General features: G+C 70.9%; 22 protein-coding genes. 12 read left to right on the plus strand and 10 right to left on the minus strand.

Annotated elements, in window-relative coordinates:
- Positions 1-137 precede the first annotated feature (137 nt).
- From ACN263_RS18695 to zwf, 3 genes are all read left to right on the plus strand, one after another.
- The gene (locus ACN263_RS18695) at positions 138-707 is read left to right on the plus strand and encodes a TetR/AcrR family transcriptional regulator (protein ID WP_422735679.1); all 570 of its coding nucleotides are present in this window, start codon (positions 138-140) and stop codon (positions 705-707) included.
- Between the two features lie 75 nt (positions 708-782).
- Entirely contained in the window at positions 783-1,961 is a 1,179-nt protein-coding gene (locus tag ACN263_RS18700; RefSeq protein ID WP_422735680.1) for a GDSL-type esterase/lipase family protein, read from the plus strand.
- 428 nt (positions 1,962-2,389) lie between these two features.
- Positions 2,390-3,883 (plus strand): glucose-6-phosphate dehydrogenase, encoded by a 1,494-nt coding sequence (gene zwf, locus ACN263_RS18705; protein ID WP_422735681.1) that lies wholly within the window; start codon positions 2,390-2,392, stop codon positions 3,881-3,883.
- 126 nt (positions 3,884-4,009) lie between these two features.
- On the opposite strand, the gene ACN263_RS18710 is transcribed toward zwf, so the two are convergent.
- Positions 4,010-4,957, minus strand: coding sequence for a helix-turn-helix domain-containing protein (locus ACN263_RS18710; RefSeq protein ID WP_422735682.1), 948 nt, complete (start codon positions 4,955-4,957; stop codon positions 4,010-4,012).
- Positions 4,958-5,060: 103 nt separating this feature from the next.
- Between ACN263_RS18710 and ACN263_RS18715 the strand changes: the two genes are divergently transcribed.
- Together ACN263_RS18715 and ACN263_RS18720 are read left to right on the plus strand one after the other, a co-directional pair.
- Positions 5,061-6,143, plus strand: coding sequence for a saccharopine dehydrogenase NADP-binding domain-containing protein (locus ACN263_RS18715; protein WP_422735683.1), 1,083 nt, complete (start codon positions 5,061-5,063; stop codon positions 6,141-6,143).
- Positions 6,144-6,284: 141 nt separating this feature from the next.
- Positions 6,285-9,443: a BTAD domain-containing putative transcriptional regulator gene (locus ACN263_RS18720; RefSeq protein WP_422735684.1), complete on the plus strand. Its 3,159-nt coding sequence runs from the start codon at positions 6,285-6,287 to the stop codon at positions 9,441-9,443.
- 73 nt (positions 9,444-9,516) lie between these two features.
- On the opposite strand, the gene ACN263_RS18725 is transcribed toward ACN263_RS18720, so the two are convergent.
- Positions 9,517-10,413, minus strand: coding sequence for a hypothetical protein (locus ACN263_RS18725; RefSeq protein ID WP_422735685.1), 897 nt, complete (start codon positions 10,411-10,413; stop codon positions 9,517-9,519).
- Positions 10,414-10,602: 189 nt separating this feature from the next.
- On the opposite strand from ACN263_RS18725, the gene ACN263_RS18730 reads away from it, so the two are divergent.
- Positions 10,603-11,112, plus strand: coding sequence for a hypothetical protein (locus ACN263_RS18730; RefSeq protein ID WP_422735686.1), 510 nt, complete (start codon positions 10,603-10,605; stop codon positions 11,110-11,112).
- A 120-nt stretch (positions 11,113-11,232) separates the two neighbouring features.
- Here the strand turns inward: ACN263_RS18730 and ACN263_RS18735 are convergent, their stop codons facing one another.
- The 3 genes from ACN263_RS18735 to ACN263_RS18745 form a co-directional block, all read right to left on the minus strand.
- Complete coding sequence (locus ACN263_RS18735; protein ID WP_422735687.1) at positions 11,233-14,112, minus strand: immunoglobulin-like domain-containing protein; 2,880 nt, start codon at positions 14,110-14,112, stop codon at positions 11,233-11,235.
- A 267-nt stretch (positions 14,113-14,379) separates the two neighbouring features.
- A complete protein-coding gene (locus ACN263_RS18740) occupies positions 14,380-15,528 on the minus strand; it encodes a hypothetical protein (RefSeq protein WP_422735688.1) in 1,149 nt (382 codons plus the stop codon).
- Positions 15,525-16,097 carry an RNA polymerase sigma factor gene (locus ACN263_RS18745; RefSeq protein WP_422735689.1) on the minus strand — a complete coding sequence of 191 codons (573 nt, stop codon included), beginning with the start codon at positions 16,095-16,097 and terminating at the stop codon, positions 15,525-15,527. Before ACN263_RS18745 ends, ACN263_RS18740 begins: the two co-directional genes overlap by 4 nt.
- A 141-nt stretch (positions 16,098-16,238) precedes the next feature.
- On the opposite strand from ACN263_RS18745, the gene ACN263_RS18750 reads away from it, so the two are divergent.
- Entirely contained in the window at positions 16,239-16,457 is a 219-nt protein-coding gene (locus ACN263_RS18750; RefSeq protein ID WP_422735690.1) for a hypothetical protein, read from the plus strand.
- Positions 16,458-16,526: 69 nt separating this feature from the next.
- Positions 16,527-17,024: a hypothetical protein gene (locus tag ACN263_RS18755; RefSeq protein WP_422735691.1), complete on the plus strand. Its 498-nt coding sequence runs from the start codon at positions 16,527-16,529 to the stop codon at positions 17,022-17,024.
- Positions 17,025-17,061: 37 nt separating this feature from the next.
- On the opposite strand, the gene ACN263_RS18760 is transcribed toward ACN263_RS18755, so the two are convergent.
- From ACN263_RS18760 to ACN263_RS18775, 4 genes are all read right to left on the minus strand, one after another.
- Positions 17,062-17,340, minus strand: a complete 279-nt coding sequence (locus ACN263_RS18760; protein ID WP_422735692.1) for a hypothetical protein — start codon at positions 17,338-17,340, stop codon at positions 17,062-17,064.
- 179 nt (positions 17,341-17,519) lie between these two features.
- Entirely contained in the window at positions 17,520-18,017 is a 498-nt protein-coding gene (locus ACN263_RS18765; protein ID WP_422735693.1) for a DUF3237 domain-containing protein, read from the minus strand.
- Complete coding sequence (locus tag ACN263_RS18770) at positions 18,014-18,481, minus strand: MarR family winged helix-turn-helix transcriptional regulator (protein WP_422735694.1); 468 nt, start codon at positions 18,479-18,481, stop codon at positions 18,014-18,016. The genes ACN263_RS18765 and ACN263_RS18770 overlap by 4 nt, the downstream gene beginning before the upstream one ends.
- Positions 18,478-19,716 (minus strand): flavin-dependent oxidoreductase, encoded by a 1,239-nt coding sequence (locus ACN263_RS18775; RefSeq protein WP_422735695.1) that lies wholly within the window; start codon positions 19,714-19,716, stop codon positions 18,478-18,480. Before ACN263_RS18775 ends, ACN263_RS18770 begins: the two co-directional genes overlap by 4 nt.
- Before the next feature lie 238 nt (positions 19,717-19,954).
- Between ACN263_RS18775 and ACN263_RS18780 the strand changes: the two genes are divergently transcribed.
- From ACN263_RS18780 to ACN263_RS18795, 4 genes are read left to right on the plus strand one after another with little or no spacing between them, the layout of a single operon-like run.
- Positions 19,955-20,932: an ABC transporter substrate-binding protein gene (locus ACN263_RS18780; protein ID WP_422735696.1), complete on the plus strand. Its 978-nt coding sequence runs from the start codon at positions 19,955-19,957 to the stop codon at positions 20,930-20,932.
- A 7-nt stretch (positions 20,933-20,939) separates the two neighbouring features.
- A complete protein-coding gene (locus ACN263_RS18785) occupies positions 20,940-21,710 on the plus strand; it encodes an ABC transporter permease (protein WP_422735697.1) in 771 nt (256 codons plus the stop codon).
- The gene (locus ACN263_RS18790) at positions 21,707-22,522 is read left to right on the plus strand and encodes an ABC transporter permease (RefSeq protein ID WP_422735698.1); all 816 of its coding nucleotides are present in this window, start codon (positions 21,707-21,709) and stop codon (positions 22,520-22,522) included. Before ACN263_RS18785 ends, ACN263_RS18790 begins: the two co-directional genes overlap by 4 nt.
- On the plus strand, positions 22,515-23,327 hold the full coding sequence (locus tag ACN263_RS18795) for an ABC transporter ATP-binding protein (protein WP_422735699.1): 813 nt from the start codon (positions 22,515-22,517) through the stop codon (positions 23,325-23,327). The genes ACN263_RS18790 and ACN263_RS18795 overlap by 8 nt, the downstream gene beginning before the upstream one ends.
- Before the next feature lie 109 nt (positions 23,328-23,436).
- Here ACN263_RS18795 and ACN263_RS18800 read toward each other — a convergent pair whose 3' ends face one another.
- On the minus strand, positions 23,437-24,456 hold the full coding sequence (locus ACN263_RS18800; RefSeq protein WP_422735700.1) for a hypothetical protein: 1,020 nt from the start codon (positions 24,454-24,456) through the stop codon (positions 23,437-23,439).
- Positions 24,457-24,644: the final 188 nt, after the last annotated feature.

Raw genomic sequence — 24,644 nt, forward strand, 5'->3', positions numbered from 1 at the left:
TCGACTTCGCCGATCCGCAGGCGTCGACCGGTCCCGGATACCCCGAGTTCGCCGAACCCGTATGGATCAGCACGCGGGCCGATTTGCCTATAGGTATTAGGCGCGAGCATAATGCCTATAGGTAGATAGGGGGCGTGATGGACAGACCAGGACTGACGCCGGAGCGTCTGACCCGAGCGGGGGCGGAACTGGCCGACGAGGTCGGCTTTGACCAGGTCACCGTCTCGGCGCTCGCTCGGCGGTTCGACGTCAAGGTCCCGAGCCTGTACTCGCACCTGAAGAACTCACAGGACCTCAGGATCCGCATCGCGCTGTTCGCGCTGGAGGAACTCGCCGACCGCGTCGCCGATGCCGTCGCCGGTCGGGCCGGCAGGGACGCGCTGACCGCGTTCGCCGGCGCCTACCGCGAGTACGCCAGGGATCACCCCGGCCGTTATGCCGCCGCCCGGCTCCGGCTCGATCCGGAATCGGCGGCCACCAGCGCCGGTGTCCGGCACGCGCAGCTGGCTCGGGCGATCCTGCGGGGGTACGGGTTGGACGAGCCGGACGCGACCCATGCGGTCCGGATGCTGGGCAGCGTCTTCCACGGCTACGTCAGCTTGGAGCTGGCCGGTGGTTTCGAACACAGCGCTCCCAACGCGCTGGAATCCTGGGAATGGATCGTGGATTCGCTCGACGCGATGTTGCGCGACCGCAGCACTCGCTGACCCCGACAGGGGCCGCACCGCCGCCAGCGGTTCGCAGCGCGCAGCGCGCCGTCAACATCGAGAGGCTTTGAGGCAATGCCCACCGAACACCAGTGGATCACCACCCCGGTCACCGCGGGCCTTCTGCGCGGCTTTGTCGATCTGGAGGCGACCGCGCGCGGTCTACTGCCGCATCGGCTGACCGCCCGGGCACGCCAGCAGATCCCCGACGACCAGCTGGCCATGGCCGAGGCCCAGCCCTCCGGCGTACGGCTGGCCTTCCGTACCCGGGCCACCACCATCGAACTGGACACACTGCCCACCAAGCGGGTCTACCAAGGCTTTCCGGCCCCACCGGACGGCGTCTACGACCTGTTGGTCAACGGCCGCCTGGCCGCACAGTCCTCGGTGCCCGAAGGCAACGTCCGGACGGTCACCGACATGTTCACCCAGACCTCTGTGCTGACCGAAGGGCCGTCCGGCACCGCCCGCTTCGCGGGTCTGCCCGAGGGCGAGAAGGACATCGAGATCTGGCTGCCACACACGGAGATCACCGAGTTGATCGCGCTGCGCACTGACGCGCCCGTCGCGCAGACCCCACCCGACGGACGCAGGACGTGGCTGCACCACGGCAGCTCCATCAGCCACGGCTCGAACGCCGGTCATCCCACCGCCATCTGGCCAGCCCTGGCCGCGGCCGAGGGCGACGTGGAGTTGGTCAACCTGGGGTTCGGCGGGAGCGCGCTGCTCGACCCGTTCACCGCCCGCGCCATGCGGGACATCCCTGCGGACCTGATCAGTGTCAAGATCGGCATCAACATCGTCAACAGCGATGTGATGCGTCTCCGCGGCTTCACCCCTGCGGTCCACGGCTTCCTCGACACTGTCCGCGAGGGGCATCCGACCGCACCCCTGCTGGTCGTGTCCGCCATCCTGTGCCCGGTTCAGGAGGACACGCCCGGTCCCCTCGTGCCGGACTTCGAGGGCGGGGCTCTGCGGTTCAAGGCCACGGGCGATCCGGCCGAGCGCAGCGCCGGGCGGCTGACCCTCAACGTCATCCGTGACGAACTCGCCCGGATCGTCGAACAGCGCTCGGCCGACGACCCGAACCTGTACTACCTCGACGGACGCGACCTGTACGGCGAGGCGGACTACGCCGAACTCCCCCTTCCCGACGAGGTGCACCCCGACCCTGCCGGACATCGCCGTATCGCCGAGAACTTCGCGCGGCTCGCGTTCGGCGACGGCGGTCCCTTCGCCACCACCTCGTCCTGACCCGCACCGCACCATCCCCGCCCGACGGGACGGGGACCGCGCGAGACGCCGAGAGACACCACGCACCGTGGGGAAATCGGCGCGGTCATCGCGCCGGCGGCGACTGTCAGTCAGGCGCGTACCAGCGAGTCCACCACGAGGGCGGTGACCGTGGGGGTAGCGCGTGGTCAGCGGCGTCCGGGAGGCGACCTCCGCGAGGTTCACACCGCAGGTGTACGCCAGCAGGACGCCGGGGCAGAAGCTCACCGTCAGACAGCCGCAGGTGCGTCGGCGTAGCATCCCCGAGCGTGGCGGCAACGAACGCAAGCGAGGCTCAAGCTCCGCATCCAACGGGCCACGCCGGCCGCTACCGCCATGCCCCCACCGCCTCGGCATGACAGCACCGCACCCCCAACCCCACACCCCTTGTGTCCGGAGGATCGCAGACCATGGACCACGCATCCCAGCTCATCCAGGAGCGGAGTGCCCCGCCGGCCACGCTGGTGATCTTCGGTGCCTCCGGTGACCTGACCCGGCGCAAGCTGCTGCCCGCGGTGGAGAGCCTGGCTCGGCACGAGCGGCTCCCGGATCAGTTCGCCCTCGTCGGTGTCGCGCGCACGTCGATGACCGACGAGCAGTTCGCCGAGAGCGCCCTCGGCGAACACACCCTGGCCAGCAAACGCCAACTTCAGGGCGGCGTGCGGTACGTGACCGGCGGCTACGACGACCCGGAAACCTACAAGCGGCTCGTGGAGACCCTCGACGAGCTCGACGCACAGCGGGGCACGTCCGGTAACCGGATCTTCTACCTGTCCACCCCGGCCGGGGCCTTCGAGCCGGTGATCAACGGACTCGCCCGTGTCGGGCTCAACCAGCCCCGCGAAGGCTCATTCTCCCGCCTGGTCATCGAGAAGCCGTACGGGCGCGACCTGGTCACGGCCCGCGAACTCGACGGCGTCGTGCACAGCGCCTTCGACGAGCACCAGGTTTTTCGGATCGATCATTACCTGGGCAAGGACACCGTCCAGAACGTGCTGGCGCTGCGCTTCGCGAACTCGATCTTCCAGCCCATCTGGGACCGCTCCTGGGTCGACCACGTGCAGATCACCGTCGCCGAGACCCTCGGCGTCGGCAGCCGGGGCGGCTTCTACGAGGACGCCGGCGCGATGCGGGACATCGTGCAGAACCACGTGCTCCAGGTCCTCGCGCTGGCACTGATGGAACCACCGGCCTCGTTCGAGGCTGAGGGCCTGCGCAACGAGAAGGTGAAGCTGCTGCAGGCGATCCGCCTCCCCACCGACCGGGACATCGCCGAGGCCGCGGTCCGGGGACAGTACACCCGGGGCGGCACCCGCGAGGAGCTGATGGCCGGCTACCGCGAGGAGCCCGGCGTCGATCCCCTGTCGCGGACCGAGACCTACGCCGCCATGCGGCTCAACGTGGACAACTGGCGTTGGGCCGGGGTGCCGTTCTACGTACGCACCGGCAAGCGCCTGCCGGCCCGGCTCACCGAGGTGGCACTGCAGTTCCAGCGACCGCCGCACCTGCCGATCCCCACCGATCAGCTCACCGGCCTCGATGCTGACGCGCTGATCCTGCGGATCCAGCCGAACGAGGGGATCTCGCTGCGCTTCGGTGCGAAGGTGCCGGGCCACTCCTTCCGGGTCCGCACCGCCACGATGGAGTTCTCCTACGACCAGACGTTCGTCGAGGAGTCGCCGGAGGCGTACGAGCGTCTGCTCCTGGACGCGCTGATCGGTGACGCGTCGCTGTTCATCCGCAGCGACGAGGTGCAGCAGTGCTGGCGGATCGTCGACCCCATCATCGACCACTGGGAGAAGGACAACTCGCCGATCCCCACGTACGAGGCCGCCTCCTGGGGCCCGACCGACGCCGACCGGCTCATCGGCCGGCATGGCCGTACGTGGCGCAACTCCGCGTGAACTGCCACCACGAGTACGACCGCGCTGCTGCGCCCGATCGGCGTGGTCGCACGCTCGCCGGGAGGGGCTGCTTCGGGTAGGGGCCCGGTCAGGGCAACGCAGCCCTTTCCGGCGTACCGGTGACGGTCACGCCCTGAACGTGCGGCGGTAGGTGTCCGGCGGTACGCCGACCGAGCGTTGGAAGTGGCGACGCAGCGTTGTCGCGGTGCCCATGCCGGCGGCCGCCGCGATCGCGTCCACGCCGTCGTCGGTGGTCTCGAGCATCTCCTGCGCGCGCCGGATCCGCTGGGTCAGCAGCCACTGCAGCGGGGTGGTGCCGGTGACGGCGTGGAACTGCCGGGTCAGGTGGCGGGCGCTCAGGTTCGCCTGCCGCGCCAGGTCCTCCACGGTGAGCGGCTGGTCCAGCCGTGACATCACCCACGGGATCAGATCGGCCAGCGGATGGTCGTCCCGGACCGGCACCGGCGTGGTGACGAACTGGGCCTGGCCACCCGCCCGGTGCGGCGGCACCACCAGGCGACGGGCGACGATGTTGGCGACCGCCGAGCCATGGTCACGCCGGACCAGGTGCAGGCAGAGGTCCATCGCCGCGGCCTTGCCCGCCGAGGTCAGCACCTCGCCGTTGTCGACGTAGAGCACGTCCGGGTCGACCGTCACCCGGGGATGGCGAGCGGCCAGTTGCCCGGTGTGCGCCCAGTGCGTGGTCGCCCGCAGGCCGTTCAGCAGCCCGGCGGCGGCGAGCACGAACACCCCGGTGCACAGGGAGACGACCCGGGCGCCCGCCCGGTGGGCCACGCGTACCGCCGCGACGAGGTCGGCCGGCGGTTCGGCGTCGACGTCCGCGAGCGCGGGAACGATCACCGTGCCGGCGCGGGCCAGGTCGGTCAGGTCGCCGTCCGGCTCCAGCCGGAACCGGCCGACCCGCACCGGACTCGTGCCGCAGACGCTCACGTCGTACCAGGGGCCGGGGACGGCGTCGGGCGGTGAGCCGAAGACCTCGTAGGCCAGGGCCAGTTCGAAGTGGAGCATGCCGTCGGTGGCGGCGATGGCGACGGAGCGCGGGACGACAGCCATGTCGGGAATTGTATGGGTCGCGTCCTTCCGGACACTGGTGGCGATCATTCGACCGGACCAGGATCTCCGGCAGTGGATCACTTCGAGGCACGGGGAGCTGGACATGGCGACGGTCGGGAACATCGCGGTCCACGGCGCGTACGGGCACACCGGACGGTTCGTGGTGGCCGAGCTGCGCAGGCGCGGGCTGGTCCCGCTGCTGCTCGGCCGGGACCGGGACCGGCTGCTGGCGCTGACCCAGGGCCATCCGCATGCCGAGGTACGACCGGCGTCGGTCGACGATCCGGCCTCGCTCGACCGGGCCCTCGACGGCGCGGACGCCGTGATCAACGCCGCCGGACCGTTCGCCTCGACCGCCGGCCCGGTGGTCGAGGCAGCCCTGCGGGCCGGCATCCCCTACGTCGACGTGGCGGCGGAGATCGAGGCGAACCTCGACACCTTCGCGCACCACGCCGAGCGCGCCCACGCCGCAGGCACTCTGGTGGTGCCCGCGATGGCCTTCTTCGGCGGCCTCGGCGACCTGCTGGCCACCGCCGCCATGGGCGACTGGACGGCCGCGGACGAGGTGCATGTCGCGTACGGCCTCACGAGCTGGCACCCCACCGGCGGCACGCTGGCCTCGGGTACGGTCTCGACCCAGCGGCGCGGTGGCCGCCGCCTCCGGTTCACCGGCGGACGGTTGCATCACCACGACGACGCGCTGCCCACCCTGGAGTGGCCCTTCCCCGCCCCGCTCGGCCCACGGCCCGTCCTCGGCGAGTTCACCATGGCCGACGTCGTCACCATCTCCAGCCACCTGGCCGTGCCCGAGGTCCGCAGCTACATGACCACCCAGGCGGCCGCGGACCTGGGATCTCCCGACCCCAGCGCGCCGACCGCCGTCGACGAGCGGGGCCGCTCCGCGCAGACGTTCGTCGTCGACGTCCTCGTCCGGTCCGATGACACGGAACGCCGACTGGCCGCCAGCGGCCAGGACATCTACGCCGTCAGCGCGCCGCTCGCGGTGGAGGCCGTCGACCGCATCCGCACCGGCCGTACCCGAATGACAGGTGTCGCTTCCGCGGGCGCGGCCTTCGACGCCGTGGACTTCCTCAACGCCCTCTCCACGCACCTCACGGTGCACCGTCCGGCGGACGTCCGTGGCCGGTCGCCCCTCTCAGCCGGAAACGCAGACGGTACGCGCTGAAGCTGATGTCAGCGCGCACCGTGGATCGGGTACGCGACCAACCAGGGCCTTGCCTCCCCAGACGTCCCCGGTGAACCTTAATCCACGGGCGAGCGGCGAGCCGGTCGTCCGGATTCGCGCGGCACGGCCGGAGGGAGCGCGGTGCATCCGTTGCGGGCAGGTCACCAGCGGGGAGTCTGCTGCGTGGTGGCCGCCGCCGGCTATGGCAAGACCACCGCGTTACGCCGCTGGTTTCCTCGATCTGGCGCCCGCTGGTGCCGAGGCGACGACGCACCCGTACGCCAGCTCGTCGCCGACGCCGTCGCGGCCGGCGACCGGGTGGTCGTGGTCGACGACCTGCCGCCGACCTCGGCGGAGCAGCTGCACCAGCTGCTCGAGGAGATCGCGCGGTGGGCCGATGACGTCACCGTCGTCCTTGCCTCGCGGTGGCCGCTGTCCGCACCGTCCACACGTCTGCTCGGCAGCGGGCTCTGGACCGAGCTGGGCCCGGCCGACCTGGCGCTCTCCCCGCAACGGATCGCCGACCTGATCGCCGAGGAGTACGGCCTCTCCACACCGGACCTCGGCGAGCGGCTGTACGCGGCGACCGGCGGCTGGCCGGCGCTCGTCCATCTGTCCGCCGAGACTCTGCGGCTGGGTGGGGTGCCGCCCGGACCGCTCGCTCCGATCCTCAGCGAACCCGGTGGGCCGCTGGCGCGGTACGTCGCCGACGAGGTGCTGTCCGCGCTTCCTGCGGACGCGAACCGGCTGCTGCGTCAGGTCGGTGCGCTGGCGCCGGTGAGTGTGGGGCTGTGCCGTGCGCTCGGCCACCGCGGTGCCCCACGCGTCATCGACCGGCTACGCCGTACCGGCCTGCTGACCCGGACGACCTGGGCCGCGGCCGGGCCGGGAGCACCGGCACCCGAGGAACTCTTCGTGCCGATCGTCGTCGAGACCGCCCGGCACGGGCACCGCGCACCGACCGCCGGTCAGCTCCGCGACACGGCCACCATCGCAGCGGCCTGGTACGACGAGCACGGGCCGCCGGTCGCCGCGGCCCGGGAGTACCTGCGGGCCGGGGACCACGCGGCGGCCGCGCGGGTGCTCGACGCGTACGGCGACCGGATGATCGCCGCAGGTCGGTCCGGCGCGGTGGTCGAGCTGGTGCGCGTGCTGCCGGAACAGCATCGGAGCCGCCGGCTGCGTCTGCTGCTCGGCGACGCGTTGCGCACCCTCGGCGACCTCGGTGCGGCCACCCGCGAGTACGACGCCGTCGCCGAGCAGGCCTGGGACGCCGGCCTCGCGTGGCGGCTGGGCCGGATCCATTACCAGCGGGGGGACGCCCGGGCTGCCCTGGCGATCCTCGAACGGCCGCTCGCCGGGTCCGACCCGCTCCCCGATCGGGCGCTGCTGCTCGCCTGGACCGCGCACGCGCACCTGCTGGCCGGTGACACCGACGCCGCCACCGCATGCGCACGGCAGGCGCTCGCCGCCGCGACCAGCGCCGGTCAGGACGATGTACTGGCCGCCACCCACCTCAGCGTCGCGCTGTGCCTCAGTGTGGCCGGTGACATCGCGGGCAGCGAGGAGCACTTCGCCCTGGCACTGCCGATCGCGGAACGCATCGGCGACGTCCTGCTGCTCACCCGCATCCACACCAACCGCACCCACCAGTTCCTGCGTACCGGCCGGTTCGCCGAGGCGCTGACGATGGCCGAACGGTCGGCCCGGTACGCCGCGCTGGCCGGCGCGCCCAGCCTGCGCGCCATCGCGACCAGCAACGAGGCGGAAGCGCTGGCGATGCTCGGCCGGTACGACGAGGCGGTGCAGCGGTACGAGACGGCGCTGGGGTTCTACCAGCAGAAGGGCTCCCGACGGTTCATCCACGCGCTGCTCGGACTGGGTGAGCTGTACCGCCGGCGAGGCTGGCGCGAGCAGGCGCGCGCCGCGTACGAGGAGACGATCCGGGTCACCGAGGAGACCGGGAACGCACACGTCCTGGTGCCCGCGCTCGCGGGGCTGGCGCTGGTACGACTGGACGACGACGTGCCGGCGGCGGCGCGCTACGCCGACCGGGCCGGTCGGGACGTCGGGGACGAGATCGTGGCACCGGCGCTGCTGGCCCAGGGCTGGGTCGCGCTCCGGATGGCCGCGCCCGACCGGGCCGCCGCGCTCGCCGACGAGGCGGCCCGCATCGCACGGGGTCAGGGGGACCTGGCGGGGTTGGCCGACGCGCTCGAACTGCGGGCCGCGGCGGAGCAGGACCTCGGGCGGGCCCGCGAGGCGCTGCGTGAGGCGTACGCGATCTGGACCCGAGCCGGTGCGGCGGTCGAGGCGGCCCGGCTGCTGGTCGTACTCGGACGGTTGCCCGGGGCCGACATCGACGACCGGCTGGCCGGCCTGCTCGCGGGCGAGCAGGTCGCCCTCGCCGGCGCCCTGGTGGATCGGACCGCGAGCGGCTCCGGCGCGGGGGCGCCCGGTGCCGGGCCGGTCTACCAGCGGGTGGTGATCCGGGCCCTCGGCCGGTTCGAGGTGCATCTCGACGGCCAGCCGGTGCCAGCCTCGCAGTGGCAGTCCCGCAAGGCGCGTGATCTGGTCCGTATCCTCGTCGCGCGGCGCGGCCGGCCGGTGCCACGGGGCGAGTTGTGCGAGCTGCTCTGGCCGGACGACGACCCGGATCGCACCGGGCACCGCCTGTCGGTCCTGCTCTCGATCGTCCGGGGGGTGTTCGACCCGACGAAGACGTTCGCTCCCGATCACTTCCTCATCGCCGATCAGGCGTGCATCGCGCTCGACGTCGGTCGGTTGCGGGTGGACGTCGAGGAGTTCCTCGCGCACGTCGCGCACGCGCGCCGCCTGGTGGAGCGGGGAGCGCTGGACCAGGCGCGGACGGTGCTGCTGTCCGCCGACCGGCAGTACCGCGCCGACGCGTTCGAGGACGAGCCGTACGCCGACTGGTCCGGTCCGCTGCGCGAGGAGGCGCGGGCGGCGTACCTCGGCATGCTGCGCCTGTTGGCCCAGGTCAGCCGGGCCACGGCGGGCCCGGCTGCGGCGGTGCCGTACCTGCTGCGACTCCTGGAACGGGATCCGTACGACCAGCCGGCACACCGGGCGTTGGTGCGCGCGCTGGTCGCCGGCGGCCAGCACGGCGAGGCCCGCCGGGCTCTCGCCCGGTACCGCGAGGCGATGCGGGTCATCGGGGTGCACCCGCCGGACGAGCTCATCCTTGCCCCGGCTCGGCAGCCACCGGCCGCCGTTCGCCAGCGGTCGCCGGCCGCCGCCAACGGCCGGCGGGGTCCGGTACCCGATCGCGGGTGTTGACCGGCCGGGGCGCTGCCGGCGGCGGGACAGCGGCGCCCCGAGCGAGGTGGTCGGTCGGCGGGACGGCTACCGGTCAGTGGAAGGCGGCCATCTCCGCGGCGGACACGGCGAGCGAGCCCGCACCGTCCCCCGCGGCGTCGGCCCGGGCGGCGGCCGGCCCCGGCAACTGGCTCGCCCGGACGGCCTCGGCGCCCGCCTGGCGGAGGTTCGCGCTGGGAACGAGCGCGTTGAGGAAGAACGGTCCCGCGCCCGTCACGCTGGCGCCGACGCCGTACACGTGGGCGTCCGGACCGGCAGGCGCGGTGCCGACCGTCTTCGGCCAGGCGCCGTCGTACCCGGTGGCGGCCTCGACGCGGACGCCGGGCGGTCCGGTCGGTTGCGTGGGCTCCTTGCAGACCCCGACGGCGGTGAGGGCAGCCGGCTCGGCGGTGCCGCCCGTGTGCACCCGCACCGTCCGCAGCCCGGGACCGAACGCGACCTCGTCAACGTACGTCTGGTCCACCGCCCCTTCGACACGGAAGCCGGTGCCGACCAGCCGCGTGTCGCCGGGGCAGCTCACCTCCACCGTCGACGCCGATCCGACGGTGGCCGTCGTCCGCACCGGTGGGCTCGTCGACCAGTCGCACGTGGCATAGGCCACCACCGACCATGCGCTCGCGTGCCCCGTCCGGGCTGTCGCGGTGACGGTCACCGAGGTCAGTTCCGCGTCGGGCTCCATCGCGGTCAGCACGACACCGCCGTTCCCGTTAACGATCCGAGCGCCCGCCGCGAAGACGGATAGCCTCCCCGGGCAACTCGCGGTGACGACCTTCGTCACGCTCGCGTCGTTCTCGCTGACCTCCTCGACGCGTACCGGTGCGAGCCCGCCCGCGTGGGCGGACCGGTCCGGTGCGGCCGCCCCGGCCGCCGTACCCAGCACGACGGCGACCGCTCCCGCCCCCGTCCGTCGTGCGATGTCCATCGTGCGCATGTCGCTACCTCGCTCTCGCCGGCCCGGTCGGGCCGTTCATCGCCCATGCTCCGGTCCGACCTCAGGGTGGCGTCATGGTGCGCCGGCTCCGAGTCGCCACCCGGAGCAGATCGTGACGTGACCCTGAGGTCCCTGCCGAGACTCGATGTCGAACGCCGCAGAGGGCGCGGCGCGACCAAGGAGGAAGACATGCGTTTCAGCAGGACGGCGACCCGGCTCCTGGTACTGCCCGTGGTGTGCGCACTCGGGCTGATCGCCGCGAGCCCGGCGCAGGCCGCGGTACAGCGGACCGACCGGTTCTCCATCACCGAACGGCACTTCGACTTCGGCGACGACGACCTGGGCAACATCTCCGGAGATCCCAAGGCCGACGGCCGGCTGGAGTGGGATCTGGTCAACGGCACCTGGGCGCCTCGGCTGCTCGGACGCATCTACATCAACAACGCGTCCGGCGAGTGCGTCCGGGTCCAGATGGTCGTCACCTACCAGAACGGTGTGGTGGTGCCCTACACCGACAACGTGTCGGACTTCTGCGCCCCGAACGGGAGAACCTGGTACAACGACGTCGACTTCACCCCGGTCAGCTCGGCGTACATCGCGAACGTCGTCGTCAAGCTGCAGAGCGCGCCGGCGGGCGGATGGGCCTTCTCGACCGAGGGAGCGTCGGTGCCGTACCCCGCACCGTGGTTGCTGCCATAGGCGTACCCGGTCACCGGGCTGATACGGCGGTCAGCGACCACGGCGGGCGGGCGAGATCAACGAATCTCGCCCGCCCGCCGCTGTGGTCCGTCCCCGCACGTCCCGGGGCGCCGGTGCCGGCTAGCGCACCCGCAACTTCTGGTAGTTGGCGGCGTGCGGCCGGTAGGTCGGGTTACCGGAGTAGGCGACGTGGACCTGGTAGGTCCCGGGACGCAGGTCGGCGGTCCGCAGTTCGACGACCGCCGCACCATCCACCAGCGGTACGACCTGGGCGGTACCGCCGAAGGTGACGGTGACCTCGCCGGTCGGGGTCGGAGCGTGGTGCTTCGGTCCGCCCGCCGGCTCGACGGTCACGGCCAACCTGAACGTCTCCCCGCGAACAACCGACGCCGGCGTGGCTTTCGCCTTGACCTTGACGGCGGCCGGTCCGGAGGGCACCTCGAACGACGCCGTACCCTCCGACGCCTTCAGGTAGCCGAAGCCGAGGTACTCGGCCTTGAGCCCCCGGGTGCCCGCCGGCAGACCTGCCGGAAGCGTGACGGTGGCCGCGCCGTCCTCGAGGTGGGCGAGCGTCGACCACGAGCCGATGCTGAACCGCACCTGACCGCCGGTCTCGAACCCGTCGGCCGCCGTGACCGTCGCGGTGGCTTCGGTCGTCTGGGCCTTACTCGCGTACGGCGTGACAGCCACCTCGGTGGTGGTCGTGACGTCGTTGTTCGGGATCCCGCGGATGTCGTTCCACTCGCGGACGGTCAGTGGGATCACGGTGCCGTGCCGCGGACGGACGACACCCGCGTTGGTCATCGTGATCGCCTTGGCGTTCCACGTCGGGGCCTCGATGTTCTCGTGGCACGCGGCCTGGTATCCGCCGCCGTTCGTGTACCGGTCGCCCCAGAGGTAGAACTGGCCGGGGCAGGAGGTGTCCCCGGGGTTCGCCTTGAAGATGACCGGTCCCTCGTACCCCTGGTTGGCGACCCACGTCGTGCGCCCCAGCGCCGGCGCGACCATCGTCCAGTTGTCGAGGTTGCTGTCCAGGAAGTCGGTGTGCTTCTCCGAGAAGATGTCCGAGCCCTGGTTGCCGGCCTCGTTCTTGGTCACCCGGTAGTAGTGGTCGCCGACCCGGATCGCGGTGGTGTCGATCCGCGACAGCGGAGCGGGGTCCTGCCAGACCTGGGGGGCGGAGAAGGTCTTGAAGTCCCGCGTCGTGGCGTACCACATCTGCGCGTTGCCCTGGCCGGTGCGGTTCACCGGGTCGTTCCAGAGCGACTGGGCCCAGAACACGACGTAGGCGCCGATCTCCTCGACCCACAGCGACTCCGGGGCGAAGGCGTTGCCCGCGTTGTCGGGCGCGACCTTCACGTGCCGCTGCGGGGTCCAGTTCACCAGGTCGTGCGACTCGAACACCTCGATGTACTGGGTGTCGTTGATGGCGTATCCGCCCTGGTCGTACCAGTTGAGGTCGGTGGCGATCATGTAGAACGTGTCGCCGTCGGGGGAACGGACGATGTGCGGGTCACGAAGGCCCTGGTCGCCCAGCTGCGAGATGAGTGACGGCCGGCCACCCGTCAACCCGGTCCAGTCCAGAGCGGTGTTTCCGTTGGACGTGGCGAACATGATCTGCTCACCGTCGGCGATTCCCTCGCCCTTGAAGTACCCCATGAAGTACCGCTCGTACTCCTCGGAACGGGGCATGGCGGTGATGGTCACCGGGAACGACCTGGTCCGCGAGGCCGTACCCTTGGTGATGGTCGCCGTCAGGGTGCCGGTGACGTCCTGGTGGCCGAATGACGGGCGGGTCACCTCGCCCGTCGGCGTGACGAGTGTGGTGGTCGACCTCCAGGTGATCGTCGAGCCGAACTCGCCCTTGGCGGCGAGGTTCAGGTTCCCGCGTACGTCATCGGTGCCCGGCAGGGTCAGGTCGACGGTGTCGCGGTCGACCGCCTGCGCGTCGTCGAACTCGGCTTTGACCACGACGGGGATCTCCCGTGTGGTGACCTCCTGGGCGCCCTTGCGGACGGTCGCCGTGAGCGTGGCTGTCGCGTCGGGTTGCCCCTGTGCGGGCCGCTTGATCGTGCCGATCACCGCGACCTTGCGGGCGCTGGCGACAGCCGGCGGGGTGTGGACCTCGACGACCGAGGGGTCCGAACTCGTCCAGGTGATGGCCGAACCCGCCACGGAGCCCACCTTGGGCAGCACGATGTCGTGTACGACCGCGCTGGTCAGACCGAGGTCGATGGCGGCGGCGTCGGCGCGGACGCCCTCGGAGACGGTCCGATCCGCCCGGGTGAGCGTCTCGTCGGGACTCAGTGCCCGGTCGTAGACCCGGAAGTCCCGGATCGTGCCGCGGAACGAGTAGTGACTCGACGTCTGGGAGCGACCGAGGAAGTTGCAGTTGGTTCCGGCGGCGCTCACCGACGGTGGCGTGGTCAGGTTCGTCGACGTCGCGTGCGGTACGCCGTCGAGGTAGAGCCGGCCGGTCCAGCTCGTTCCGTCCGGGTTCAGCGACTGGGTGTACGTGACATGCGTCCACGCTCCCTCCCGCATGCGGACCCGGTTCTGTTGCAGGTTCGCCGGACCCACCGCGACGCGGAACCGTTGGGTGTTCGACGCGAAGATCGAGCCCTCGGCGCCGGTGTCGGCGTCGCACGAGCCGGACTTGCGGCCGAAGCTCCACATCTGGTGCTCGCCGACGTTCGCCGGGTCGATCCACACGTCGTAGTCGACGGTGAGGTTGGACATACCGGCGGTGATGTCGCTCGGCAGCGCCACGTACGCGCCGTCGAGGGCGCCCTGGTAGGAGTCGGGGTTGAACCTGACCCCGTCCCCGGTCAGGCTCGCCTTCCCGGGATTCACCAGGGTGGCGTTCGCCGCCGAGCCCGCGCTACCCGAGTTGACCAATGTCGTACCACTGGTCTCGTCGAGCGCGAAGTGGTGCACCAGACCCTCATCGAGCCGCTGCTCGGCAGCGTACGAGGGTGTCGCACCGATCGGAACCGACATGAGTGCCCCCAGGGTCAGGGCCACGGCCGCTCTACTCTTCCGACTCGGTCCGGGACGTGACCTTGGCTGTCGCAGTCGCAATTGGTCCTCCTTGGCGGCGTGGTGGTGGCGCGCTCCGAAGTGGACGAAGGGTGTAAACCCTAACTACGGCCCGTGGTCGAGTCAACGCGATCCGTCCCAGACGAAACGACGGTGCGGGCCGCCTCTGAGGCGGCCCGCACCGTCGTCGAGCGTCGGACGAGATGCTGGTGGGTGAGAGTTACCGGTCTACAGGTCGGCCTTCAACACGCGGGAGGATTCGTACGTCGTGGAGGCCCGCGGGAGGCCCGGCACCGTGGAGACGTCCTTGACCAGCATGCCGGTCGTGGCGTCGATGGTCAGCACCTCGCTGCCCTCGCCGCCGAACACCTCGGGACCGGCGGTGATCGTCAGCGTGGCCCTGCCGTGCGTTGTCGAGTTCTTGACGTCGACAGCGGAGATGGTGGACAGCAGACGCAGCACGCCGGCCCGGACCTGCGTGTTCCCGTCGCCGGCGGACAGCGCTTCGGTGCTGAACGTCCACAAGGCGTTGTCGAAGTGCCGCTCGACGGCCTCGGGGCTGTACGGCTTCGGCTTGGCGTTGCCGCCCTTCTGCTTGATGATCACCTGGACGTCCGCCTGCTGCTTGTCCCACACCGCCTTCTGCGCTGCGGGGTCGAGGCCCACCAGCGGATCCTCGGCTGCCTTGAGCATCTGGACACGGCCGCCGGCCGGGCTGCTGTCCGCCGCGGCGACGGCCGCCTTGAGGAGCGGAGCGTAGCCGCCGTCCTTCATCTGGTCCTGGTGACGGGCGATCGCACGCTTGATGTCCTTGACGCTGTTGCCCGTGTAGATCGCGTGCCCGTCGGTGTACAGCGTGTAGACGACCTGCATGGTCCTGGTGCCGTGGACCTGCGTCGCCTTCACCAGCCACGCGTCGCCCTCCGTTGGGGTGACCGTCTTGATGGACCCGGCCAGGGTCATCAGCGGCGCGCGCTCGGCCGACTCGTCGACGGTGGTCGGGCCCGAGGTGGTGGCGGCCGACGAATCCTTGCTGGCCTCGATGCCCCCGGTCGCCGGCGAGTTGAGCACGACAGCGACGACCGCCGCCGCGGCGACAACCCCCACCCCGGCGCCGATGCCCCATCGGCCCGCGAGGCCGATCCGGCGGCGGCGCTGAAGGGCCGGCCCGGACTCGTGGTTCCGCGTGCTTGTCGTCGTTTCCATGGTTGACGTCGCCTCCATAGTCGTGTCCCCCGCCGATATCGCGCCCACCATCCGCACGGTCCCGGAATCGGCCATAGCCGCCCGCAGCACCGCCCGCGCCCGCTGATACGCCTCGGGGCGTAGTGGTTCCGCGTTGCCCAACGCACCGACCAGATCCAGCTCGTCGGTCATCGGTGTCTCTCCTTCGCGCTGTTGCGGTCCTTCAGAAGCGCGGACACCCCCGGGGCGTCTCGCAGTGCCGTCCTGGCCTGGCTCAGGAGCCGTCGCGCGGTGCCGGCCGGTATGCCGAGTGCCCGCGCGGCGTCGGCTGCGGTCAGGTCCTCCCAGGCGACGAGCCTGAGCACCTCCCGCTCTTCGGGCTTGAGCCGCGTCAGGGCCGACCGGAGCACCGCCCGCGCGTCCACGCCGAGGTCCACCGCCGACCACGGATCCCATCCGTCAGCCACGTCCGGCACGTCCGCGACCAGGTCCTCGGCCGGCCGGGACCGCCAGTAGCGCCGCAGGCGGTTCAATGCCACCCCGTACAGCCACGGCCGCGCGTCGTTGTACGACCGGTCGTACGATCGCCGCGACTCGAACGCCGCAACCCACACCTCGCCCAGGAGGTCTTCAGCCGTGTCCCGCCCCACCCGGCGGACGAGGTACGAACCGACGGCGGCCTCATGACGCTCGACCACCTCTACGAAGGCGTCGACATCGCCACCCAGCGACCGGCCTATCAAATCCGCATCCGAAGCCATGGCCCTCCTCGGCAAAGTCCGCGCTCCACCCTGACATTGCCGATCAGGCGGGAAAGTGTTCAGACAGCGGATCTCGCCCCCGGTGTCGAGCGCACCGGTGCGGGGCCGCACCGGTGCGTGGCCCACGGCTACCCTCACGCCATGCAAGCCCTCCTGGTTGATCTGCTACCGATGACGCTGTGGCAACCCGGCAACCTCTACGCCGGAGGGCGACTGCACTTCTGCGTCGGTTGGAGCGATGAGCGGACCGTCGAGTGGCAGGGGCGTCAGATTCTGGCCGGGAAGCCCGGCGGCGCCGCACGGATCAACCAGCGCTACTTCCAGCCCGAGCACGGTGACCAAAGCCATGACCCACGCTGAGCTCGGAGACCGCGTTCGTCCGTACCGGGCCTCGCGCACGGCCCTTTCGATGACTGCGCCCGTCGGCCGATGACACGACGCTTCGGTGACCGGACCAGGTTAGCGGTGGAGATCGGCGAGGCGGAGCCGCATCAACTCCGCGTCGTCGACCTGTGGGCGGCCGGCAGGAGGCTGACCACCGGGGACAACTGCGTCTTTCTTCCGTCCTTCATCCGCGCCATGCGGTCAAGTGCGGCGCGGGTGAGCCGGCGCGACGTCGAGCCCTGTCCCTTTTCGGGCCGCACGCCGGAGGAGATCTTCCAACTGCTGGAGGCGGACGATACGGAGTTCCGGGAGCGGTTCTGGTTCCTGCAGTGGGGCGAGATCGTCGACAACGTCTCCAGGTACGCCTACCTGGACGACGACCTGGTGATCGTCTTTGCGTTCTGGCGGCCAGACCATCCTCGTCCGGATGACCTGGGCACGGTCTTCGTCGCCAGGATCCCGCCCGAGGAGTTCGTGGCCACCGTCGAGGATGCGGCCGATCTGCTGAACGCCGAGCTGGCTGACGTCGCTCCACCCCCGTGACCGGACCGCCACGCATGCCGGGCACCATCTGGTTGAGCTACGAGCGCCCACTGAGCAGCGAGTGCCCGACGGCAACCAGCATCCCCACGCCGGCCAGTGTCATCATCACCCCGAACAGCCTGTCGAACACAATGAAGAACGCCCGGCGCCGCGCGAGTTGATCGTCTTCCCAGCGCAGAGGGCTGACCGGACGAACGACCCGCATCGACAGCTCGATGTGCTTCGTCGCAATGCCGCGACAATCGCTCGCGAGGGCCACTCCGATCACGATGAAGAGCACTGCGAGCAGGAGCTCGAGCAGAACACGCCCCATCACGATGCCTCCGCCAACCGACCCCCGGGCAACCCCGCTGACACAGCGAGACTAGCGGGGCGTGCCCACCTGCGAGCGTCACGCTGGTCGGTCCCCCGGACCATCCAGTCGATCGACCGGGTGCCAGTGGCTCCCAGCGGCAAGCCCGACAAGCGCCCCCTGGCGGCCCCGGGCGGGAACAGTTACGTGACGCGGTAGGCGGTGTAGCGCACCCGGTCGGCCTCGCGGATCGCCGACGCCACGAAGACGGACTGCTCCAGGACGGCCAGCGCGGGCACCGACGTCTCCAGTCGTACACCCAGGCGGAAGTAGTACTCGGACGGGTCGACGGCGTCGCCGCGCAGCAACGCCGCGAGGATCTCCGGGCGGCCGCTGCGGACGCCGAACGTACGTAGGTAGACGTGACCGCCGTCGACGGTACGCGCCGAGTAGCGCGTGTCGATCTCGATCGCGCCGTCGGGGCGGACCACCTGCCAGTCGGCGCCGCCGGGCAAGATGTCCGCCTCGAACAGACCGGTGACCCGGCCGCCGAGGACCGGCACCACGCGACGGTGACCGGCGCGGGTCACCCCGTGGTCCTCCAGCGCGCCGAGGCGCACCTGCACCTCGAACGCGGCCTCCAGCCCGGGAACCGGCGGGGCGGTCACGGCGTCCCGACCGGCGGCTCGGCGCGTACTCATGGAGTGTCCTCGGCGTGCGCGAGGGCGTCGCGGAGGCGTTCCAGCGCGGGCACCGCGGCGGCGAGGGCCGCGCGGTCCGCCGCCGGCAGCGTCGCCGCGGCGCGGGCGACCAGGTCGCCGCTCGCGAGGTCGAAGCGGTCGAACAGGTCGAGGGCCTTCGCTGTGGCGAGGACATCGACGTGGCGGTGGTTGCCGGGACGGGGGCGACGCTCGACGAGACCGTTGCTCTCCATCGCGGTGAGCAGGTTGCTGACCGTGGATCGGCTCAGGCGCAGCCGCTCGGCCAGCTCACCGGGGCCGGACACGGTGCCCCGGGGCAACGCCCGCACGATCTCGATCTGCGCGTCCGGGATCTCCGGCAGGTGCTCGGCGGCCCGGGCGGCGGCGAGCAGCGTGCGGCGCAGCGGTGAGATCACCGAGGCCAGGCGTGCCGCGTCCAGTTCGGTCGTCTCCGGGCCGGTCACGGCAGGACACCGGAGAAGGCCGTCGGCGTCAGGGAGGCCCGTTCGTTGAGGTCGGCGGGCAGGAAGCCGGCCGCCTTCTTGTAGCCGGTGGCGATAGCGGTGAGCTCCTCGGGCGGGATGACGTCGTGGATGTGCGCGAACCCGTCCGGCGCGCGCTCGTGGGCGAGCACCATCACCTGTTCCGGGCCCTGCCGCCGGTTGCTCAGCACGAGCGCGGTGGTCGCGGGCCGCCGATCCGCCTCGTAGGCGTCGAGCGCCGCCCGGACCGTCGGCGCGGTGGCGAGGTGGAAGGCGAGGGTACGTGCGTCCAGGATCGCCTGCGACGCCCCGTTGGAACCGTTCGGATACATCGGGTGCGCCGCGTCGCCGAGCAGCGTGCTGTTGCCGTGGCTCCATGTGTCGATCGGATCGCGGTCCACCATGGGGTATTCGAGGATCTCGTCGGCGGTGGCCAGCAGTTCCGGCACGTTGAGCCACCCGAAACGCCAGTCCGCGAAGAGCGAGACGACCGGCGCGGGGTCGACCGTTCGGTTCCAGTCCGCGTTGGGCCCGGCGAAACCGGGCCCGCGCCGCTCGGCCACGACGTTGATGAGGCCGGGACCGATCGGGTACGCCACGAACTTCTGTTCCGCGTCCCCGGCCATGATCATGGTGCGTCCGTCCAGGAATCCGGGTGCCCGTGCCGTCCCCCGCCACAGCGTCAGCCCGTTCCACAGTGGCGCTCCCTCGCCGGGATGGTGTTGCCCCCGCAGCGCGGAGTGGATGCCGTCCGCTCCGACGATCAGGTCGCCGGCGACGGTCACCTCCCCCGCCGCCGTCTCGAAGTGCGCGACGCCGTCGCGGACGCCGACGAGCCGGTGCCCGGTGCGCACCGCGTCGGCGCCCAGCCGTTCCCGCACCACGGCGAGCAGTTCCATCTGGAACCGGCCGCGGTGCACGGAAAGCTGCGGCCAGCGATATCCGGCGTCCAGTCCGCGTGGCTCGCTCCAGATCTGCTGACCGTAACGGTTGTAGTAGGCAAGCGTGCCGGGTGCGGCACCCAGCCTTTCCATGCGTTCCCCGAGACCCAATTCGGTCAGCTCACGGACGGCGTGCGGGAGCAGATTGATTCCGACGCCGAGTGGGCGAAGCGCGGCGGCGCGCTCGTAGACGGTGATCTCACGGAAGCCGGCCCGGTGCAGGCTGAGCGCGGTGGTGAGGCCACCGATACCAGCGCCCACGATCACGATTGCCACGTCGTCGCCCTCTCCGCCCCGCGCCACCAACCGCACAGTTTGGTCACAAAATCGTCGGTCGTCAAGACGCGTTCTCGCCACCATCGGACCACTCGCAGCGCCATGCGATTCGCTCTTTCGGAATTCTTGACAATCAATCGCCTCTGCATGACGCTGATCGACGCGGTCGGATGCCTTTGGCACTCCGTCGACCCCACTCCTCAGGCTGCACAAGCGCTGCGCACGGAAGGGCCCGTCCATGAAGAAGGTCACTGCCCTCGCTGTTCTCGCCGGCGTCGTGATCGCCCTGACCGGCTGCACGGATTCCGATGCCACCGATCCGTCCCCCGGGTCGTCGAGCGGCGACCTGCGGAAGGTCCGCGTGGCGGCGCTGCCGATCAGCGAGACCGCCGCGCTGTGGGGCGGCATCAAGGCGGGCATCTTCCGGGAGCAGGGGCTCGACGTGGAGGTGGTGCCCGCACAGGGTGGCGCCCAGGCCATCCCGGCCATGCTCAACGGCGACATCGACTTCGCCATCGGCCAGCCGTTCGGCCCGTTCCGCGCCGATCTGCAGAACCTCGGCGTGGTGATCATCGGGAACTACGCGTCGTCCTACGCCGACGGCGACGACATCAACGCCGTGCTGGCGTCCACGAAGTCCGGTATCACCCGGCCGGCCCAGCTCGCCGGACGCAAGGTGTCGGTGAACAGCCTGGGAGCCGCCGGCGATGTCACGATCATGGCAGCGGTCGAGAAGGACGGCGGCGATCCCACCAAGGTCAAGTTCGTCGAGGTGGCCTTTCCGGACGCACCGGCCCAGCTCGCCGCCGGCAACATCGACGCCGCCTGGGTGACCGAGCCGTTCATCACCCAGATGCGCAAGCGCGGCGACGTTCTGGTGGTCGCCCCCTACCAGGCGACCGTTCCCGGGCTCACCACCCTGACCACGATCACGTCGAGCAAGCTGAAGGACTCCGACGCCTCCCTGGTCGCGGACTTCTCGGCGGCGATGAAGAAGACGCTCACCTGGGCCAACGACCCGGCGAACGAGAAGGACCTCCGCCAGGCCATCAAGGACAACCTCGAACTGCCGGAGCCGGTGGCGGACTCCGTCCGGCTCCCGGCGTTCGGGTGGGAGATCGACCGGGCCGGCCTGGAGCAACTGGCGACGCTCGCCCGGAAGTACCGCGTACTCGACCGGCAGCCCGACTTCAACCGTCTCGTCCAGCAGCAGTAGCCGGCCGATGCGCAAGATCCTGCTGGGCGCCGTCGGCCTGCTGGGGTTCCTCGCCGTCTGGCAACTGCTCCCCGCTCTGGGGCTGGTCGACCGGCACGACCTGCCGTACGCCACCGACGTGTTCGGCCGGCTGTTCCACGAGGTCCGCGACCTGGCGTTCTGGCGGCGGCTCCGGCTCACCATGACGTCATGGGCGATCGGTCTGACGCTGGCGACGCTCGCGGCGGTGACGCTGGGGACCGTGGTCGGGCTGCTGCCGTTCCTGCGTCGCGCCACGCACACGAGCGTCGAGTTCCTGCGGCCGGTGCCGTCGGTCGCGCTGATCCCCCTCGCCGTGCTGATGTTCGGACTGCAGATGCGCGCCGCACTCGTCATCATCGTCTACGCGGCGTTCTGGCAGGTGTTCGTGCAGGTGATCTACGGCGTCGCGGACGTCGACACGGTCGCCCGGGACACCGCGCGGAGCTTCGGCCTCACCCGCTACGAACGGCTGCGGTATCTCATCCTTCCGACCGCTCTGCCGTACCTGATGACCGGCCTGCGCCTCGCCGCGACGGTCGCGCTCATCCTGGCCGTCACCGCAGAGATGGTGATCGGCAACCCCGGCCTCGGACGCATGATCGAGCTGTCGCGCTCCACCGGGGACGCCGTCGGCCTGTACGGCCTCGTCGTGGTCACCGGCCTTCTCGGCGTGGTGGTGAACGTCGTGTTCCGCTTCGCCGAACGCCGCTCGTTGGCCTGGCACCAGTCGGTGCTCGCGGACGAGGCAACCCGATGACCGCCCTCGGTACGGGCAGGACCGCCCCTCGCGGCCTCGGGGTCCGGGTCGCCGAGGACGTCCTGTACGCGGTCGGGCTTCCCGTCCTGGCCGTGGGGCTCTGGGCCGTCTGGTCCACCCGGTCGGCCAACCGGTTCCTCGTCGGCCCCCGCCCGCTTTTCGACGCGTTCCGGCGGACCTGGATCGGCCCGGCGTTCGTCGACGACGTGCTGCCGAGCGTGTACCGGCTGCTGGTCGGCCTGTTCGCGTCGATCTTGATCGGTGTCGCCGTCGGCGTCCTCATCGGCCGGTTCCGCCCGCTACGCGAGATCCTCGAACCGCTGCTGGAGTTCTTCCGCGCGATTCCGCCACCGGTGCTGATCCCGGTCGCGATGCTGCTGCTCGGCATCACCGACACCATGAAGGTCGTCGTCATCACCTCCGGCGCGATCTGGCCGATCCTGCTGAACACGATCGAGGGCGTCCGGGCGACCGACAGCGTGCTGCTGGAGACCGCCGACTCGTACCGGATCTCCCGGTGGGAACGGGTGTGGTTGCTGATCCTCCCGGCGGCGAGTCCGCGCATCATGACCGGTGTACGGCAGGCGCTCTCGGTGGCCCTGATCCTCATGGTCATCTCGGAGATGTTCGCGTCCTCGGCCGGCCTCGGCTACCGGATCGCGTACTTCCAGCGGAACTACCTCATCGCCGAGATGTGGAGCGGCATCCTCCTGCTCGGCCTCATCGGCGTCCTCCTCGCCGTGGCCTTCGGCGTCGTCGAACGCCGCGTCCTGCGCTGGTACCACGGAATGAGGGAGGTCACCCGTGCCTGACGTACGTCCGCTGCTGCGGGTCGAGCACCTGCGGAAGGTCTACGCCTCCGGCCGGGGCGAGGTCGAGGCGATCGGGGATCTCAGTTTCACCATGATGCCCGGCGAACTGCTGTGCGTCGTCGGCCCCTCGGGCTGCGGCAAGACCACCCTCCTGAAATGCCTCGCCGGGCTGCTGCGGCCCACCGGCGGCCTCGTCGAGATGGACGGCTCGCCGGTGACGGGCCCGAGCCCGGCGATGGCAGTGGTGTTCCAGGAGTACGGCCGCAGCCTCTATCCCTGGTTGACGGTCCGGGGCAATGTGGAGCTTCCCCTTCGACACAAGAATCTCTCCCGCGCCGAACGCGACCGGAGGGTCGTCGACGCCCTCGACGCGGTGGGACTGCCGCAGTCGGCACGCAGCCATCCGTGGCAACTCTCCGGCGGGATGCAGCAACGGGTGGCCATCGCGCGCGCCATCGCGTACCGGCCCGAAGTGCTGATCATGGATGAGCCGTTCGCGGCGGTGGACGCGCAGACCCGCGCGGACCTGGAGGACCTCGTACGCGACCTGCACCTGAACCGCGGAATCTCCACTGTCTTCGTGACGCACGACATCGACGAGTCCGTGTATCTGGGCCAGCGCGTGCTCATTCTGTCCCACTCGCCGACCCGGGTGCAGGAAGACCTCGTGATCGACCTCCCGTCAGAGCGCGACCAGCTCACCACCCGGGCGCTGCCCCGGTTCACCGAACTGCGGACCCACGTCTACGCGCAGATCCAGCGGGCCAAGCGTGCGCCGGCCTCGGCGCCCCACCCGGCACCGTGACGCGCCTCGCCGACCCGGCGACGCCGGTAGTCGCCGGCACCCGACCGGGCCGCAGACCTCTCGCAAGGGCCGACCTCCGGTCGGAACACCGGTCGTGGTGGCGACTGTGTCAGCAGTCGGTCCAGCGCGCGGGGAGCAGTCGGGTGCCGTTGATGTAGCCGACGACAAGGCCGTCGTCGGCGATTTCCCAGCCGATGAGGGTTTGGACGCCCGGGATGACGCCGGGCAGGGTGACGAGCCGGTCGCCGTGGTCGACGACTCGGTTGCCGAGCACCGTGCCCTGACTGTTCACGTCCTGCGGCGACACCAGCGACGGGTGCAGGGTGGTGCCCACGCCAGTGCGCAGATCCCAGCGCACCAGGGTGCTGTCCTCGTCCTCGCTGCCGATGCCGAACCGGCCGATCGCCCAGTTCCCTCGGGCAGCGTAGACGTACACCCACCGGGCACCGGGGACGGTGAATCGGTCGATCGTCGCATCGGGGTGGCGTACCCAGCCGGATACGCCGGTGCCGCCGACGATGGTGCCGCCGTCGAAGATCTCCGCCGCGCCGTAGTGGGGCGGGACGTCGATCACCTCGACGGTGCCCGGCCGGTCGGCGGGCCAGAGCAGCGGCAGAGACGTCTCGGTCTCCTCGACGGCACCGGCGCCGACGATGTCACCGCGCGCGTTGATGCTGTGCACCGAGACGTTGGCGACCACCGGCGGGACGGGTAGCCACTCCAGCCGCCCCTGCACGTAGCGCCAGGGGCGGTAGACGTCACCGACATAGGCGGTGCCGATGGCAACGCCGTACCGGTTGACGCCGTAGACCTGCGGCTCCGTTTGAAACTCGACGACGGTGAGTCGGGGTTGGTTCCACACCCCGGGCCGGGTGGCCCAGAGCAGCAGCAGCGGCTGCCGATCCTCGCCATCGACTCGGTAGCCGGGGCCGGCGATGAACCGACCGGTCGGGTCGACCGCCCGAGCTTGACCATTCAGGTCCGCTGGCAGGGGCAGTGGCCGTAGCGTGCACGCCGACACGGTCCGCGCCTGCGGCCCGGCTGTGGCGACGCCGGGCAGTCCCAGAGTTGCGACGAGGATGCCAGCGGTCAGACCGGCCAGGAAACCGATCCGGGAGATCCGGGTCATCGCTGCCTCCAGTGACGCGCGGTGGTGACGTGCTCACACCAAAGCACGTCGACCCCCGTCACCGGAAGTGCTCAGCCGACGCTCGTCGAGGTTGCTGGGCCGCTCACGTCCACGGTGGAACGTGGCACGCGGGCCAGGTCGCGGCCCGGTCCGGATCGGCCGGGCCGCGACGCTGATTCCGGCTGGTT

It is taken from the genome of Micromonospora sp. WMMD729 (genome assembly GCF_049315225.1).
Lineage (GTDB): Bacteria > Actinomycetota > Actinomycetes > Mycobacteriales > Micromonosporaceae > Micromonospora.